This is a genomic window from Psychroserpens sp. S379A, from assembly GCF_049800755.1.
GTDB lineage: Bacteria > Bacteroidota > Bacteroidia > Flavobacteriales > Flavobacteriaceae > Psychroserpens.
In genome coordinates this window covers 5001-21624 of sequence record NZ_JBNAFQ010000007.1, presented here as the reverse complement: position 1 = coordinate 21624, position 16624 = coordinate 5001, and the positions used below count along the sequence as shown (strand labels likewise).

General features: G+C 32.5%; 16 protein-coding genes and 1 rRNA gene (1 of these 17 running past the window's edge). 10 read left to right on the top strand and 7 right to left on the bottom strand.

Annotated features, from left to right (window positions below; genetic code table 11):
- Position 1 precedes the first annotated feature (1 nt).
- A complete protein-coding gene (locus ACP15M_RS13865) occupies positions 2-382 on the bottom strand; it encodes an RNA-binding S4 domain-containing protein (RefSeq protein ID WP_425077796.1) in 381 nt (126 codons plus the stop codon).
- A gap of 140 nt (positions 383-522) precedes the next feature.
- On the opposite strand from ACP15M_RS13865, the gene ACP15M_RS13860 reads away from it, so the two are divergent.
- The gene (locus ACP15M_RS13860) at positions 523-1479 is read left to right on the top strand and encodes an FKBP-type peptidyl-prolyl cis-trans isomerase (protein ID WP_425077795.1); all 957 of its coding nucleotides are present in this window, start codon (positions 523-525) and stop codon (positions 1477-1479) included.
- 47 nt (positions 1480-1526) lie between these two features.
- Here ACP15M_RS13860 and ACP15M_RS13855 read toward each other — a convergent pair whose 3' ends face one another.
- Together ACP15M_RS13855 and ACP15M_RS13850 are read right to left on the bottom strand one after the other, a co-directional pair.
- Entirely contained in the window at positions 1527-2480 is a 954-nt protein-coding gene (locus ACP15M_RS13855) for a transketolase family protein (RefSeq protein WP_425077794.1), read from the bottom strand.
- 23 nt (positions 2481-2503) lie between these two features.
- Positions 2504-3349, bottom strand: a complete 846-nt coding sequence (locus ACP15M_RS13850; protein ID WP_425077793.1) for a transketolase — start codon at positions 3347-3349, stop codon at positions 2504-2506.
- A gap of 221 nt (positions 3350-3570) precedes the next feature.
- On the opposite strand from ACP15M_RS13850, the gene tgt reads away from it, so the two are divergent.
- From tgt to ACP15M_RS13810, 8 genes are all read left to right on the top strand, one after another.
- Complete coding sequence (gene tgt / locus ACP15M_RS13845) at positions 3571-4701, top strand: tRNA guanosine(34) transglycosylase Tgt (protein ID WP_425077792.1); 1131 nt, start codon at positions 3571-3573, stop codon at positions 4699-4701.
- Between the two features lie 73 nt (positions 4702-4774).
- The gene (locus ACP15M_RS13840) at positions 4775-5845 is read left to right on the top strand and encodes an LptF/LptG family permease (protein ID WP_425077791.1); all 1071 of its coding nucleotides are present in this window, start codon (positions 4775-4777) and stop codon (positions 5843-5845) included.
- A complete protein-coding gene (locus ACP15M_RS13835) occupies positions 5832-6746 on the top strand; it encodes a DMT family transporter (RefSeq protein WP_425077790.1) in 915 nt (304 codons plus the stop codon). The genes ACP15M_RS13840 and ACP15M_RS13835 overlap by 14 nt, the downstream gene beginning before the upstream one ends.
- A gap of 126 nt (positions 6747-6872) precedes the next feature.
- Positions 6873-7826: an acetyl-CoA carboxylase carboxyltransferase subunit alpha gene (locus tag ACP15M_RS13830; protein WP_425077789.1), complete on the top strand. Its 954-nt coding sequence runs from the start codon at positions 6873-6875 to the stop codon at positions 7824-7826.
- 166 nt (positions 7827-7992) lie between these two features.
- Entirely contained in the window at positions 7993-9531 is a 1539-nt protein-coding gene (gene dnaB, locus ACP15M_RS13825; RefSeq protein WP_425077788.1) for a replicative DNA helicase, read from the top strand.
- Between the two features lie 69 nt (positions 9532-9600).
- Complete coding sequence (locus ACP15M_RS13820; RefSeq protein WP_425077787.1) at positions 9601-10644, top strand: AI-2E family transporter; 1044 nt, start codon at positions 9601-9603, stop codon at positions 10642-10644.
- 166 nt (positions 10645-10810) lie between these two features.
- Positions 10811-12070, top strand: coding sequence for an asparagine synthetase B (locus tag ACP15M_RS13815; RefSeq protein ID WP_425077786.1), 1260 nt, complete (start codon positions 10811-10813; stop codon positions 12068-12070).
- 9 nt (positions 12071-12079) lie between these two features.
- Positions 12080-12502 carry a secondary thiamine-phosphate synthase enzyme YjbQ gene (locus ACP15M_RS13810; protein ID WP_425077785.1) on the top strand — a complete coding sequence of 141 codons (423 nt, stop codon included), beginning with the start codon at positions 12080-12082 and terminating at the stop codon, positions 12500-12502.
- Positions 12503-12573: 71 nt separating this feature from the next.
- On the opposite strand, the gene rplT is transcribed toward ACP15M_RS13810, so the two are convergent.
- The 4 genes from rplT to thrS all read right to left on the bottom strand — a co-directional run bounded on the left by rplT (position 12574) and on the right by thrS (position 15840).
- On the bottom strand, positions 12574-12918 hold the full coding sequence (rplT, locus tag ACP15M_RS13805) for a 50S ribosomal protein L20 (RefSeq protein WP_040250654.1): 345 nt from the start codon (positions 12916-12918) through the stop codon (positions 12574-12576).
- A gap of 135 nt (positions 12919-13053) precedes the next feature.
- On the bottom strand, positions 13054-13251 hold the full coding sequence (rpmI, locus tag ACP15M_RS13800; protein WP_019388182.1) for a 50S ribosomal protein L35: 198 nt from the start codon (positions 13249-13251) through the stop codon (positions 13054-13056).
- Between the two features lie 65 nt (positions 13252-13316).
- Entirely contained in the window at positions 13317-13862 is a 546-nt protein-coding gene (infC, locus tag ACP15M_RS13795; RefSeq protein ID WP_425077816.1) for a translation initiation factor IF-3, read from the bottom strand.
- 34 nt (positions 13863-13896) lie between these two features.
- Entirely contained in the window at positions 13897-15840 is a 1944-nt protein-coding gene (gene thrS, locus ACP15M_RS13790) for a threonine--tRNA ligase (RefSeq protein WP_425077784.1), read from the bottom strand.
- 656 nt (positions 15841-16496) lie between these two features.
- On the opposite strand from thrS, the gene ACP15M_RS13785 reads away from it, so the two are divergent.
- Positions 16497-16624, top strand: a 16S ribosomal RNA gene (locus tag ACP15M_RS13785) (it continues 1398 nt past the right edge of the window).

Here is a 16624-nt window from a genome sequence, read left to right as displayed (position 1 = left end):
ATTAGATATCTTCCTCAGGAGTTTCATAAAAATCATCAATATCTCGTCTGTCTTTTTTAGTTGGTCGTCCTGTTCCTTTTTTTCTGTAATAATCTTTAGAATATTTTAATAATTCTTTAGCTTCAAATGCCTCTTTTGGAGTTGTATCAGTTCTATAAAGATCAACTAATTTAGCACCAATTCGACTTGGTGGAATGTCATTAACTATAATGGTATAGTTAATTTGATCTTTTCGTAATTCAATTTTATCAGTAGCATATACCTCTCTACTAGGTTTTACAACCTGATCGTTGACTTTAACTTGACCTTTTTTACAGGCATTTGATGCCATACTTCTTGTCTTAAAATATCTAATGCACCACAGGTATTTATCTATTCGCATATTAAAGTTGTAAAAATGGCGTTAATTGTTTGATGCAAAAATATATATTATTGTATCTTGCGCCTTAAAAATAAAGAATATTGTAACATCTAGGAAGGTTGCGATATTTTTTATAAATGTAAAAGAAATTAATCTTGATTATGACAATTAGAAGTTTATTATTAATTTTTACTGTAGCAATTTTATGCTTTTTATCATGTAAACCTGATGATTCAAGTGATGCATATATTCAACCAGCTAGAGATAGAACTGTTCAGCAAGAAGCAGATAAAGATTCTTTGTTGAATTATTTAAGTACACATTATTATAATTCTTCAGTATTTGGAATTCCTGGAGACTATACTTATCAAGATATTGTTATTACTGAACTTCCTGATGTAAATAATGATGGTGTTTACGAAGATTTGCCATCACCAGAAACAAATACGCTATTAATAGATGATATTGAAACACATGTAGTAGAATATCAAGATGTTGAGTATGAATATTATATTTTAAGACTAAATCAAGGTGGAGGAGCTACTCCTTACTCATCAGACACTGTGAATATTAATTATTTCGGTCAGTTTTTCGATGGTGATGACTTTGATAGTACTGTCAATCCAACAACATTTGATCTTGCTAATCCTACTCTTATTGAAGGTTGGAGGGTAATAATTCCTAGTTTTGGAACGACTGAAAATATTGATGAGAATGAAGACGGCACATTTTCTTATAGCAATTATGGCTTAGGTGTGATGTTTATACCTTCGGGATTGGCTTATTTTAATAGTCCACCTTTTGATTCAGAAATTTCTCAGTACGAAAATCTAATATTCAAATTTGAATTATATACATCTGATGCCAACGACCATGATGGAGATTTAATCTTGTCTTATTTGGAAGATTTAAATGGAGATGGAGATGTGTATGATGATGATACAGATAATGATGGTTTACCTAATTTTTTCGATGCTGACGATGATGGAGATGGTGTCTTAACCCGTTATGAAGATATTGATAACGATGGTGATCCTACAAACGATGACACTGATAGTGATGGAATTCCTAACTACTTAGATGCTGGAACCACACTTTCTAATCAAGATGATAACTAAAAAAAAGCCGCTATTAGCGGCTTTTTTTATTGGTTTATATTATGCAATTATTTTCTTTTTAAAACTTTTTCTGATGCCTTAGTTATAGCTTTAGCATTCAATCCATATTTTTCCATTAATTGAGCAGGTGTTCCAGACTCTCCAAAAGTATCATTGGTTGCAATAAATTCTTGAGGTACTGGATGATGTTGAGCTAATACTCTTGCGACACTTTCTCCTAAGCCTCCTAAATAATTATGTTCTTCAGCAGTAACAATACAGCCAGTTTTAGATACAGAATCTAGAATGGCTTTATCGTCAAGAGGTTTTATGGTATGAATATTTATAACTTCTGCTGAAATGCCTTTATCATTTAATTCTTTTGCAGCTTCAAGAGCTTCCCAAACTAAATGACCAGTTGCTACAATGGTTACATCATTGCCTTCAGTTAATTGAACGGCTTTTCCTATTTCAAAGTTTTGATTTTCTGGAGTGAAATTTGCAACTTTTGGTCTTCCAAAACGCAAATAAACAGGGCCTTTATGTTCAGCAATAGCTATTGTAGCAGCTTTTGTTTGGTTGTAATCACAAGTATTGATAACAGTCATTCCTGGTAACATTTTCATTAGTCCTATGTCTTCAAGAATTTGGTGTGTAGCTCCATCTTCACCTAATGTTAATCCAGCATGTGAAGCACAAATCTTCACATTTTTATCAGAATAAGCAACGCTTTGTCTAATTTGGTCATATACACGACCAGTTGAAAAATTTGCAAATGTTCCTGTAAATGGAATTTTTCCACCAATAGTCATTCCGGCAGCAAGGCCTATCATGTTAGCTTCGGCGATTCCTACTTGAAAAAAACGTTCTGGATGATTGGCTTTAAATTCATCCATTTTTAAAGAGCCAATAAGGTCAGCGCAAAGCGCAACGACATTTTCGTTAGTTTTTCCCAACTCTGTTAATCCAGCTCCAAAACCAGAGCGTGTATCTTTATTTCCTGTATTCGTATATGTTTTCATTTTTTTGTTGTTCTGATTGATGATTAATAGTCTCCTAAAGTTTCAGCATTTTGTGCTAATCCAATTTCCAGTTGTTCGTCATTAGGAGCTTTACCATGCCAAGCGTGAGTGTGCATCATAAAATCTACGCCATGTCCCATAACCGTTTTTAGTAAGACACAAACTGGTTTTCCTTTTCCAGTTAACGATTTTGCTTCAGTCATGCCTTTTAAAATAGCATCAATATTGTTGCCTTCTTCTATATCAACAACGGTCCATCCAAACGCTTCAAATTTAGCTCTTACACTTCCCATTGGTAATACATCATCAGTAGAACCATCAATTTGTTGTCCGTTTAAATCAATTGTAGAAATGATATTATCAATATTGTTTGCAGCAGCATACATAATACCTTCCCAATTTTGACCTTCTTGTAATTCGCCATCACCATGTAAGCTATACACAAGATGTTTGTCGTTGTTTAGTTTTTTGGTTTCTGCAGCACCTAAAGCAACACTAAATCCTTGGCCTAGAGAACCTGAAGCTACTCTAACACCTGGTAGTCCTTCGTGTGTTGTTGGATGACCTTGTAATCTAGAATCGATAAGTCTAAAGGTGTTTAATTCATCTACAGGAAAGTAGCCAGATCTAGCAAGAACGCTATAAAAAACAGGAGAGATGTGACCATTAGAAAGGAAGAAAAGGTCTTCTCCAATTCCATCCATATCAAACGTATCTTTTCTATCCATAATGTCTTGGTATAGGCTGACAAAAAATTCTGCGCATCCTAGAGAGCCTCCTGGATGACCAGAATTGACTTTGTGAACCATTCGTAAAATATCTCTACGAACTTGAGTTGTTAAATCTTGTAATAGTTGTGTGTTAGGCATATAAAATGTATGAGTAGTTTGAGCGTCAAAAATAAAGTTTTCACAAGCCTAATCAAAAATAGAAAAGGGTCACTTATTAACGATTTTAAACAGTTGCTAACAATTTAATATGATTTAAAATAATCCATCAGAATTTTAAGTTTTTAGAAGTATAATTTTATTAAATGTTTAAGAGCATAATACGTCTATATGGTTATCTTTGCTCACTGATTTACATATTTATGAATTTCGAATTAAAAGCTAAAGACACTCAAAGTAAAGCCAGAGCTGGAGTAATTACTACAGATCATGGTCAAATTGAGACACCTATATTTATGCCTGTAGGAACAGTTGCTTCTGTTAAAGGCGTGCATCAACGAGAACTTAAAAATGATATCAATCCAGATATTATTTTAGGAAATACGTATCATTTATACTTGAGACCGCAAACACCTATTTTAGAAAAAGCTGGTGGTTTGCATAAGTTTATGAATTGGGATAGAAACATTTTAACCGATTCTGGTGGTTACCAAGTATATTCTTTGTCTGCAAATCGTAAGATAAAAGAAGAAGGTGTGAAATTTAAATCGCACATTGATGGTAGTTATCATGTATTTACACCTGAAAATGTCATGGAAATTCAACGTAGTATTGGTGCAGATATTATCATGGCTTTTGACGAATGCACACCTTATCCTTGCGATTATAACTATGCAAAACGATCGATGCACATGACACATCGTTGGTTAGAGCGTTGTTTAACTCATTTAGATAAAACACCTTTTAAGTATGGTTATGAACAAACTTTTTTTCCTATTGTTCAAGGGAGTACGTATAAGGATTTAAGGCAGCAATCAGCAGAATATATTGCAAATGCTGGAGCGCAAGGAAACGCGATTGGAGGCTTATCTGTTGGAGAGCCTGCTGAAGAAATGTATGCTATGACAGATGTGGTTTGTGATATTCTACCTTGGGACAAACCACGTTATTTAATGGGAGTAGGAACACCAATAAATATTTTAGAAAATATTGCCTTAGGAGTTGATATGTTTGATTGTGTAATGCCAACTCGTAATGCTAGAAATGGGATGTTATTTACGGCTCATGGAACCATAAATATTAAAAATTTGAAATGGGCTGACGATTTTTCTCCAATTGATGAAATGGGAATTACGTTTGTAGATACCGAATATAGTAAAGCCTATTTAAGACATTTGTTTACGGTTAATGAATTGCTCGGAAAGCAAATTGCTACCATTCATAATCTCGGATTTTATTTATGGTTGGTAAGGGAAGCTAGAAAACATATCTTAGCAGGAGATTTTAGAGCATGGAAAGATAAAATGGTAAAACAAATGGATAACAGATTATAGTTTAATTAATAATTAAAATAAAACAATGTAATTATTTGAATTTTAATAAATTGTGATTTTAAAATAATACTATTTGAAAATATTAGATTGGTACATATTAAAACGATATCTATTCACTTTTTTGATGATGTTATTACTGTTTATTCCTATCGGAATTACAGTAAACCTTGCTGAAAAAATTGGAAAAATACTTGAGAAAGAAGTGCCTTTTCATGCAGTGGCACAATACTATTTAGACTTTACAATTTACTTTGCCAATTTATTGTTTCCTATATTTTTGTTTTTATCTGTTATCTGGTTCACATCCAAATTAGCAAACAATACCGAAATTGTTGCATTCTTAAGTTCAGGTGTGTCTTTTTCTAGATTTTTAAGACCTTATTTAATTGGCGCTACAATTGTTTCAGCTTTTGCTTTGGTTCTAGGATTATATTTAGCTCCAAAAGCAAGCAAAGGGTTTAATACATTTAAATATAAATATTTGAAGAGTAGCAAGGATATTGTACAAACGCATAATATTTATAGGCAGATTAATGACAACGATTTTATTTATGTGAGTAGTTTCGATCCAAAATCTAAACGAGGAAACAATTTCACATTAGAACATTTTGAAGATAATGTTTTAAAGTATAAGATTTCTGCTAATTCAATAACTTATAAAGATACTACATACAGACTTGTTAATTATATTAAGAGAACAGTTGGTAAACATGAAGATATTATTGAAACAGTTAGACGAAAAGACACGTTGTTACCTTTTGATGTTGACGATTTAACTCCTGTTGAATACATTGCAGAAACCCTTCAGTATGGAGAATTAAACCGATTTATTGAAAAAGAAAAGCAAAGAGGTTCTTCAAATATTGGTCGCTACGAAGTGGTTAAATATAAGAAATGGAGTTTGCCTGTTTCAGTATTTATATTGACCATTATTGCTGTTGCTGTATCTTCTGTTAAACGAAGAGGTGGAATGGGAGTAAACTTAGCCTTCGGAATTACAATTGCCATGGTTTATGTCTTTTTTGATAAAGTGTTTGGTGTGATGGCTGAGCAATCCGATTTTTCTCCAATTATAGCAGTCTGGTTTCCTAATTTACTTTTTGGTATATTAGCTGGATATCTCCTATACAATGCCAAACGCTAAATTAAAAAATTACCTTCATCTTCATTTTTTAGTGTTTATTGCTGGCTTTACAGCTATTTTAGGTGAATTGATTTCAATTGGTTCTACTGCCTTAGTTTGGTATCGTATGTTAATTGCAGGCATTTTAATGTTTGTCTATATTAAACTAATCCGATTAAAAATTAAGGTTGATGCAAAAACTAAGCTGAAATTTTTTGGAGCTGGAATTATCATCGCTTTGCATTGGATTACCTTTTTTGAAGCCATTAACCAATCTAATGTATCGATTACGCTAGCCATGTTTTCTACAGGTGCATTTTTTGCGTCATTTATAGAACCATTGATTTATAAAAGACGAATTATTTGGTATGAAATTATATTTGGTATCATTGTCATTATTGGAGTCTTTTTAATTACCCAAAGTGAAATAAAATATATTAACGGAATCATTTTAGGAATATCTTCAGCGTTGTTTTCCACATTATTTGCAGTGATTAATGGTCGTTTTATCGAAACACATCAAGCTACTGTAATTTCATTTTATGAGTTTATTAGTGGTGTTGCCTTTTTAACGCTTTTTATTGTCTTATTTCAAGATGGATTTAGCACAGAATTTTTTACACTCAGTAACAATGATTGGATATACTTATTCATTTTGGCTTCAGTATGTACAGCTTACGCCTTTATTGGATCTGTAGATGTCATGCGACATATAAGTCCATATACTGTAATTTTAACCTATAATTTAGAACCTATTTACGGAATTTCTTTGGCTTTACTATTGTTTCCAGAAACTGAAATAATGAGCACTCAATTTTATTATGGAGCCATTTTAATTCTGATAACAGTATTGATGGATGCTTTTTTAAAAAATTATAAACAAAAAAAGCATCTCGCATCTGTTTCAGATAAAACGACTTAAAGTTTGTCTACATATACACATATTCATTATTTTTGTTAAACCTTAAAATCGAACTTACCTTTCGCGTGTCTACAATCGAAAAAAAATGTAGTTTTGTACGCTAACTAAAATTAAACAATTGTTTAAATGGAATATTTAGAATTTGAACTTCCTATAAAAGAATTGCAAGATCAATTAGAAAAATGTCAAATCATTGGTGAAGAAAGTGATGTTGATGTTACTGAAACTTGTAAGAAAATTGAAACAAAATTAGCTGAAACTAAAAAGGATATATACAAGAATTTAACCGCATGGCAACGTGTGCAGCTATCTCGTCATCCTAACAGACCTTATACTTTAGATCATATCAATGCACTTTGTGGTGATTCATTTTTAGAACTTCATGGTGATAGAAATGTGAAAGACGATAAAGCTATGATTGGAGGTTTAGGTAAAATAGGTGACCAAACATTTATGTTTATTGGTCAGCAAAAAGGTTACAATACCAAAACCAGACAATATAGAAACTTCGGAATGTCAAATCCTGAAGGGTATCGTAAGGCATTACGTTTAATGAAGTCTGCCGAAAAATTCGGAATTCCTGTGGTGACTTTAATTGATACTCCAGGTGCATATCCAGGTTTAGAAGCCGAAGAGCGAGGACAAGGTGAAGCGATTGCAAGAAATATTTTAGAAATGTCTCGACTTAAAGTACCAATTATAACCATTGTAATTGGCGAAGGTGCTTCTGGTGGAGCTTTAGGAATTGGTGTAGGAGATCGTGTGTTAATGCTAGAGAATGCTTGGTACTCTGTTATTTCACCAGAAAATTGCTCATCCATCCTTTGGAGAAGTTGGGATCAAAAAGAACAAGCTGCTGAAGCCTTGAAATTAACAGCTACAGATGCTAAAAAACTAAAAGTAGTAGATGGCATTATAAAAGAACCTTTAGGTGGAGCACATTCAGATCGCGAGGCAACATTTTTAGCTGTTAAAAAAGCAATCGAATCAAATTATAAAGACCTAAAAAACTTATCACCAAAAGAGTTGGTGAAAGAACGCATGGAAAAATACTCTTCTATGGGAGTTTTTAAAGGCTAAACCTTATAACATAAAGGATTAAAAAAACTGAAACTTTGGGTTTCGGTTTTTTTTGTCACTATTAACAATATAATCAACTTATTAACAGTTAAATTGTTGACGACCTGTTAAGATTGAAAATTCCCAAAGTTCAATTTTAGGTCACAATTGTTTTACTTTCGTAGTTATGAAACAACCTAACCAAATACAAGGCTATAAAGTCGATAAAAGTACAATTATCAATCTTGAAAAAGGAAAAATACCACCTCAAGCTATTGATTTAGAAGAAGTTGTGCTTGGAGCAATGATGATTGATAAAAAAGGGGTTGATGAGGTTATTGATATTTTAAGTCCTGAAGCATTTTACAAAGAAGCGCACAAAACCATCTTTGAAGCCATTTTCAAATTATTTGAAAATAGTGAACCTATTGATTTATTAACCGTTTCTAGCCAGTTAAAGAAAGACGCTAAATTAGACTTAATTGGAGGTGATTTTTACCTGATTTCACTCACACAACGTGTGTCATCTTCAGCACATATTGAGTTTCATGCTCGTATCATCCTTCAAAAATATATTCAGCGTAGCCTTATTAAAATTTCAAACGAAATTATTGAAGAAGCTTACGATGAAACTAAAGATGTTTTTGATTTATTAGATAATGCTGAAGCTAAACTTTACGAAGTCACACAAGGTAACGTAAAAAAATCGACAGAAACAGCACAAAGCTTAGTCATCCAAGCAAAAAAGAAAATAGAAGAGATTTCTAATAAAGAAGGGATGAGTGGTATTCCGACAGGATTTACCAAATTGGATAAATTGACTTCTGGATGGCAACCTAGTGATTTAATAATTATTGCTGCGCGTCCAGGTATGGGTAAAACAGCTTTAACCTTAACTATGGCAAGAAATATTGCTGTAGATAGTAATATTCCTGTAGCATTTTTCTCTTTAGAAATGTCATCAGTACAGTTAATTACGCGTTTAATTTCTTCAGAAACAAACCTGTCTTCAGAAAAACTAAGAACAGGTAAGTTAGAAAAGCACGAATGGGAACAATTAAATGTTAAAGTAAAAACGCTTGAAAAAGCACCTTTGTTTATTGACGATACACCTTCCTTATCTATTTTCGATTTACGAGCAAAGGCTAGACGTTTGGTATCGCAGTATGGTATTAAAATGATTATGATAGATTACTTGCAGTTAATGACAGCAGGAGGAAGCCAAAAAGGAGGAAATCGTGAGCAAGAGATTTCTACAATTTCAAGAAACTTAAAAGCTTTAGCAAAAGAATTATCTGTTCCAGTTATCGCCTTGTCTCAGTTATCTCGTGCAGTTGAAACTCGTGGCGGAAGTAAACGACCTTTATTATCCGATTTACGTGAATCTGGAGCAATTGAGCAGGATGCAGATATTGTAAGTTTTATTTACAGACCAGAGTATTATAAAATTGACGAATGGGACGATGATGATCGTTCTCCTACTGAAGGTCAAGGTGAATTTATTGTCGCGAAACATAGAAATGGTGGTTTAGAAAACATACGATTGAAATTTATTGGTCATTTAGGTAAGTTTGATAACCTTGATGATTTCGATACGCCTTTTGGTGAATTCCATTCTAAAATGAATGCAGCGGCAAATGACGATACCTTTAAGCCAGATAATTTCCCATCAGCTTCAGATGCTTTTGATGCTCCTGAAGAAGATGATAATGATGTGCCTTTTTAGGATTTTTTGAAGATAATTACAATATAAAAACATTAAATTTGTTTTCTGCTACGAAAAGAAAATTGCCTCATGTTAGATCAAAGACGAACCACAAATACACTTTTATTGTTTATCGTAATTCCTTTAGTGTTTTACTTACTTAAACTGTTGTCTTTTATTTTTATACCACTTATATCATCAATGTTTATTGCGTTACTGTTTTTACCTTTAATGCGATGGTTAAGTAGAAGAAATGTACCACGATTGGTTAGTATTATGATAGTGATTTCTCTTATCGCTATTGGTGTATTTATTGGTATAGAATTGGTACAATTGTCTAGTCGCCAAATCTTATCAAATAATACAGGTTTCTTTGGAAAAGCTGAAGTAAAAATCCATGACTTAATGGTATATCTACAAGAGAAGTTTGGTATTGTTTATAATTCTGAAGGCAATATTATCGGACAATTCTTTCAGAAGGAAAATATCGGTTCTACATTTGATTTCATTAGAAAGTTTTTAACCAACATATTGATGATTACGTTTTTTACCATTTTATGGTTGTCGGAATCTATTAATATGCACAAAGTGATGAATAATACCATCTTAAAACGTAAACACACGTCTATAAAAGCGTTTATGAAGATTGAAAAGGATTTGATTACCTTCATTAAAGTTAAATTTTTAGTTAGTTTACTTACAGGAGTTTTTACTGGATTAGCTTGTGTATTCTTTGATGTGAGTTTTCCAATTTTTTGGGGGCTTTTTGCCTTTTTAATTAATTTCGTTCAAATGGTAGGTTCATTTATTTCGGTAATATTATTATCTATTTTTGCCTTTGTAGAGCTTGATCCTACAAGTACATTATTCTTCTTCATTTTATCAATTACTGGAGTGCAAGTGCTATTTGGAGCCATTTTAGAACCAATATTTATGGGCAAATCATTCTCAATAAATGTGATTACGGTATTGATAATGTTGATGCTTTGGGGTTTTATTTGGGGAATTCCAGGTTTAATTATGGCAATTCCTATTACAGTGTTTATTAAAATTATTCTAGAACAATTTCCAGGAACAAAAGTCATCGCTTCTTTATTGTCAGGACCAGAACGGAGTATCAAACCGCTTAAATAAATAAAATTGCTTTCAAGTATTATAACTACTACTTGAAGAATGGTTACCTTATTACAGCCAATGATCACAAAAAGCATTGTTTTAATAAAAAGAACTATTTAGTTAAAAAATCTAAAACTATATTAAAGCATTTAGTTTGGGAATAATTTTTGAGTATCTTTCGAATATGAAGAAGATCGTTATCCTATTTGTGTTTTTATGTGTAGCCTTTAATAGTTATGCCTCTTACATTTTAATACCTATGGATGCTGAAGGTCAGCAGAACCATTTAAAAGCTTATGGTGTTACTTATTGGACTCTAGAAAAGCAACAAAAAGTAAAGTGGTTATTGAACTACAAAGGAGGTTCATTTTTATTACCAGATGCTGAAGAGATTCGAAGAGAATGTACCATTAGAGGTGTGAGTTTTGAAGTAATTTCTAATTCTAAAGCAGAAGAGATTCTTGACTTGATTGCCAGTCCGTCGCAAAACATGGAAGCTGTAGTTTTAGAAAAAGCTCCTAAAATTGCGGTCTATACACCTAAAGGCTTACAGCCTTGGGATGATGCAGTAACAATGGTATTGACCTATGCAGAAATTCCTTATGAAACCATATACGATGAAGACGTTTTAAATGATGGCTTATTATTATATGATTGGCTGCATTTGCATCACGAAGATTTCACAGGTCAATATGGCAAATTTTACAGAGCATATAAATCGACCTCGTGGTATATTCAAGAAAAAAAAGATGCCGAAGCATTAGCACGAAGTTTAGGTTACGATAAAGTCTCTCAAGAAAAATTAGCAGTAGCAAAAAAAATACGAGATTATGTAATAGGAGGTGGCTTTATGTTTGCCATGTGTAGTGCTACAGATAGCTTTGATATTGCTTTATCTGCAGAAGGAGTTGATATTTGTGAACCTATGTTTGATGGTGATGGTAGTGATGCAGGCTATCAAAATAAAATTGATTACACTAGAACCTTTGCTTTTAAAGATTTTATTTTAGAGCGTAGTCCAAATGTATACGAATTCTCATCGATAGATATGACTAGAAAGCGTCGTATTCCTATGACAACAGATTATTTTTCTTTGATGGAGTTTTCTGCAAAATGGGATCCGATTCCTTCAATGTTATGTCAAAATCATACCGCATTGGTAAAAGGTTTTATGGGACAAACAACATCATTCACACGTGAAGAAATAAAGTCAAATGTATTGATTATGGGTGAAAATAAAACCAATGGAGAAGCCAAGTACATTCATGGTATCAAAGGAAAAGGTTTCTTTACATTTTATGGAGGTCATGATCCAGAAGACTATACACATAAGGTTGGAGATCCAAAAACCGAACTCGATTTGCATCCTACTTCACCAGGATATCGATTAATTTTGAATAATGTATTGTTTCCTGCTGCTAAAAAGAAAAAGCAAAAAACATAATTTATAGCATTGAAATTCTTTCAGAAAGAGATCGTATTAAAACCATATTCTAGAGGTTTTCATTTAATAACTGATAAAGTATTAAATGCGATACTTGAAATACAACAAATCAATATTGGACAGCTTCATGTTTTTATCAAACATACATCTGCTAGTTTAACCATAAATGAAAATGCAGACGCTACTGTTAGAGAAGATTTTGAATCTCATATAAATTATATGGTTCCAGAAAACCAACCATATTACAAGCATACTTTTGAAGGAGCAGATGATATGCCTGCGCATATAAAAGCCTCACTAATGGGTTCATCAATACAGATTCCTATTACAGATGGAAAACTAAATCTTGGTATTTGGCAAGGAATTTATTTGTGTGAGCATAGAAATAATGCATCAAAACGAAAAATAGTTGTTACTGTTTTTGGTCTATAGTATATAAAAAAACCGACTCATTTCTGAATCGGTTTTATAAGCGAATTGTTATTGTTAATTAGGCAAACGCCTTACTTTACTTTGTTAACTATTGCTTCAAAAGCTTCTGGGTTATTCATAGCTAAATCTGCAAGAACTTTACGGTTCAATTCGATATTGTTAGCTTTAAGTTTTCCCATAAACTTTGAATAGCTCATTCCGTGTTGTCTAGCTCCAGCGTTAATACGCATAATCCAAAGTGAGCGGAATGTTCTTTTTTTAACTCGACGGTCTCTGTACGAATATTGCATCGCTTTATCAACCGCATTTTTTGCTACTGTCCAAACGTTTTTACGTCTTCCGAAGTAACCTTTTGCTTGCTTAAGAACCTTTTTTCTTCTGGCTCTTTTTGCTACTGAATTTACTGATCTTGGCATTTCTTAAATTGTTTTTTGTAGTAGGCGGTTTATTAGTAACAAGTAATTAGAATTAATAATAATCACTTTTCAACTTTACACTCTTTGTAGCCTAACTCCAGGGTTTATAATTTGTTTTAACCGATTAAAACGATATTACTTTAAACGTAACATTGTTTTAATATTGTCCTCATCTGCTTTGTGTACCAAAGTGTCATGAGTTAAAGCTAGCTTACGCTTTTTAGATTTTTTAGTCAAAATATGACTCTTAAAAGCGTGCTTTCTTTTAATCTTACCAGTGCCAGTTAGTTTAAAACGTTTCTTAGCACTTGATTTAGTTTTCATTTTAGGCATTGTTTCCTAGTTTTATTTACGTTTCGCTTATTATCTTCAATGCTGAGCTTTTCAGCTTTAATTCTTTATTTAGGCTTTTTTGGTGCAATAAACATGGTCATTCGCTTACCTTCCAATCTTGGCATTTGTTCAACTTTTCCTAAATCTTCAAGATCTTGAGCTAATCTTAATAATAAGATTTGACCTTGCTCTTTAAAAACAATTGAACGTCCTTTAAAAAACACAAAAGCTTTAAGTTTTGCTCCATCTTTTAAAAACTTCTCTGCGTGTTTCTTTTTAAATTCGTAATCATGGTCATCAGTTTGAGGTCCAAAACGAATTTCTTTAATTGTCACTTTAGAAGCTTTAGCTTTAAGAGCTTTCTCTCGTTTCTTTTGTTCGTAAAGAAACTTTTTGTAGTCCATTACTTTACACACAGGAGGATCAGCTTTTGGTGATATTTCAACCAAATCTAACCCTTGATCGTCAGCAATGGCAAGAGCTTCTTTTGTTGAATAAATACCAACCTCTACATTGTCACCAACAAGGCGTACCTTTTCGGCTCTAATTTTAGAGTTAATTTTGTGTTGATCTTCTTTTACTACTCGCTTAGAGTAATTTCTTCTACGTATTGCTATGGCTATAAAATTTTAATTAAACTTATTTTTATTTAAATGTTTTTAATGTCTTTTTTACTTCATTATCAACAATTTCTGAAAATTCATTTACACTAATCATGCCTAAATCTTCTCCACCATGTTGACGAACTGAAATTTTGTTTTCTTTTTCTTCATTCTCACCTATGATAACCATGAATGGGATTTTATTCATTTCAGCTTCTCGAATTTTCTTCCCAATTGTTTCATTTCTATGATCTGCGAGGGCGCGAATTTCGTTATTTTCTAGCAAATTTAAAACTTTTTCAGCGTATTTTTCATATTTCTCGCTAATAGATAATATAATAACTTGAGTTGGCATAAGCCATAAAGGGAAATTTCCACCAGTATGTTCAAGTAATATTGCTATAAAACGCTCCAAACTTCCGAAAGGAGCTCTGTGAATCATTACTGGTCTGTGAAGTTCATTGTCACTGCCTTTATAGGTTAAATCAAATCGCTCTGGAAGATTGTAGTCAACTTGAATTGTTCCTAATTGCCAGCTTCTACCTAGAGCATCTTTAACCATAAAGTCTAATTTTGGACCATAAAAAGCAGCTTCACCAGTTTCAACAACATAGTCTAAGCCTTTATCTATTACTGCATTTAGTATGGCATCTTCAGCTTTTTTCCAGTTCTCATCGTTACCAATATACTTTTCTGGATTTTCAGGATCTCTAAGAGATACTTGGGCTTTAAAATTTTCAAAACCTAAAGATCCGAAAACATAAAGCACGAGGTCAATAACTTCTTTAAACTCAGCATCTAATTGATCAGGAGTACAGAAAATATGAGCATCATCTTGAGTAAAGCCTCTTACGCGAGTAAGACCATGTAATTCTCCGCTTTGCTCATATCTATATACTGTACCAAATTCAGCATAGCGTTTAGGTAACTCTTTATATGAAAAAGGTTTTGCGTTATAGATTTCACAATGATGAGGACAATTCATTGGTTTTAATAAAAATTCCTCACCTTCAGCTGGAGTATTAATAGGTTGAAAGCTATCTTCTCCATATTTAGCAAAATGACCTGATGTAACATATAATTCCTTTTGACCTATATGTGGAGTAGCTACCATCTCATAACCAGCTTTCTTTTGCGCCTTTTTAAGAAAATTTTCTAGACGTTCTCTCAGAGCTGCGCCTTTGGGTAGCCATAAAGGGAGTCCTTGTCCAACTTTTTGAGAAAAAGTAAACAATTCTAATTCCTTACCTAGCTTTCTATGATCTCTTTTTTTTGCTTCTTCAAGCAACTGTAAATATTCTGTTAGTTCTTTTTGCTTCGGAAAAGAGATACCATACACTCTTGTGAGTTGCTTATTATTTTCATCGCCTCTCCAGTAGGCTCCTGCTACTGATAACAACTTAACAGCTTTAATAATTCCTGTATTTGGTATGTGTCCTCCACGACATAAATCGGTAAAAGTAGAATGGTCACAGAAAGTAATAGTGCCATCTTCTAAGTTTTCAATTAGCTCTACCTTATATTCATTATTCTGAGATTTATATAAAGACAAAGCTTCGTCTTTTGAAACAGAGCGCATTTTGAAGTCGTGTTTTCCTCTTGCGATTTCAATCATTTTGTTTTCAATGGTTTTGAAATCTTTTTCAGACATTGAATGTTCACCAAAATCTACATCATAGTAGAATCCATTATCAATAGCTGGTCCAATAGATAATTTAATACCAGAGTATAATTCCTCTAGCGCTTGTGCTAACACATGTGAAGTTGAATGCCAAAAGGCTTTTTTTCCCTCATCATTTTTCCATGTATATAATATGAGTGTTCCGTCTCTGTTTAATGGAGTGTTTGTTTCAATAGTTTCATTGTTGAAGTTTGCTGAAATTACATTTCGGGCAAATCCCTCACTTATATTTTTTGCAACTTCCATAGGTGTTGTACCTTTTTTGAAAGTTCTAATAGTTTCATCTGGTAATGTAATGTTTATCATGACAATGATTGTAATTAAGTCGGCAAAGATAGTGTCTTAAAATATTAGATACAATAATATATAATTAAATTAAGTGATAGTATTTTGGTTAGATTTTGAATAATAAGTTGTTAAGTAAGAAATAAGACAAGGTTAATTTGCTTAAAATGAATTGTTAGTAAAATAAATTAAAAAAAGGTTAATAAATATTAGGTAAAGAATAAAAAAGGGTTTTATATTTGCGCCCTCAAAACGGAAAAGGTTTTGGTAAGTTCATATCAGTATTGTTTTTTTTTTTAGGATTAAAAATATTTAAAAAAAAAAAGTCAAGATAAGTATTGTTAGAATGAAAAAGGGTTTTATATTTGCGCCCTCAAAACGGGGAAGTTTTGATAAAAGTTCTAGGGTATTATTTTGATTTTAAAGTTTGAGAAAAAAAATCAAAAAAAAACAAAAATAGTATTGTGGGAATGAAAAAAGGGTTTTATATTTGCACCCGCTTAACAAGGTAACGTTAAGAAAAAGTAAAGAAAAAGTTCATTAACATATTGAATTGACAGCGTAAGAAAGTTATTGGAAACGATAATTTTCAAGACAAAAGAATAGACCATTTTGAGTACTGAAATTAAACAATTTCGATTAGTTGTTAAAGAAATAGACGTAAGTCTAAAAGAATAACGATGAAGAGTTTGATCCTGGCTCAGGATGAACGCTAGCGGCAGGCCTAACACATGCAAGTCGAACGGTAACATAGAGAAGCTTGCTTTTCTGATGACGAGTGGCGCACGGGTGCGTAACGCGTATA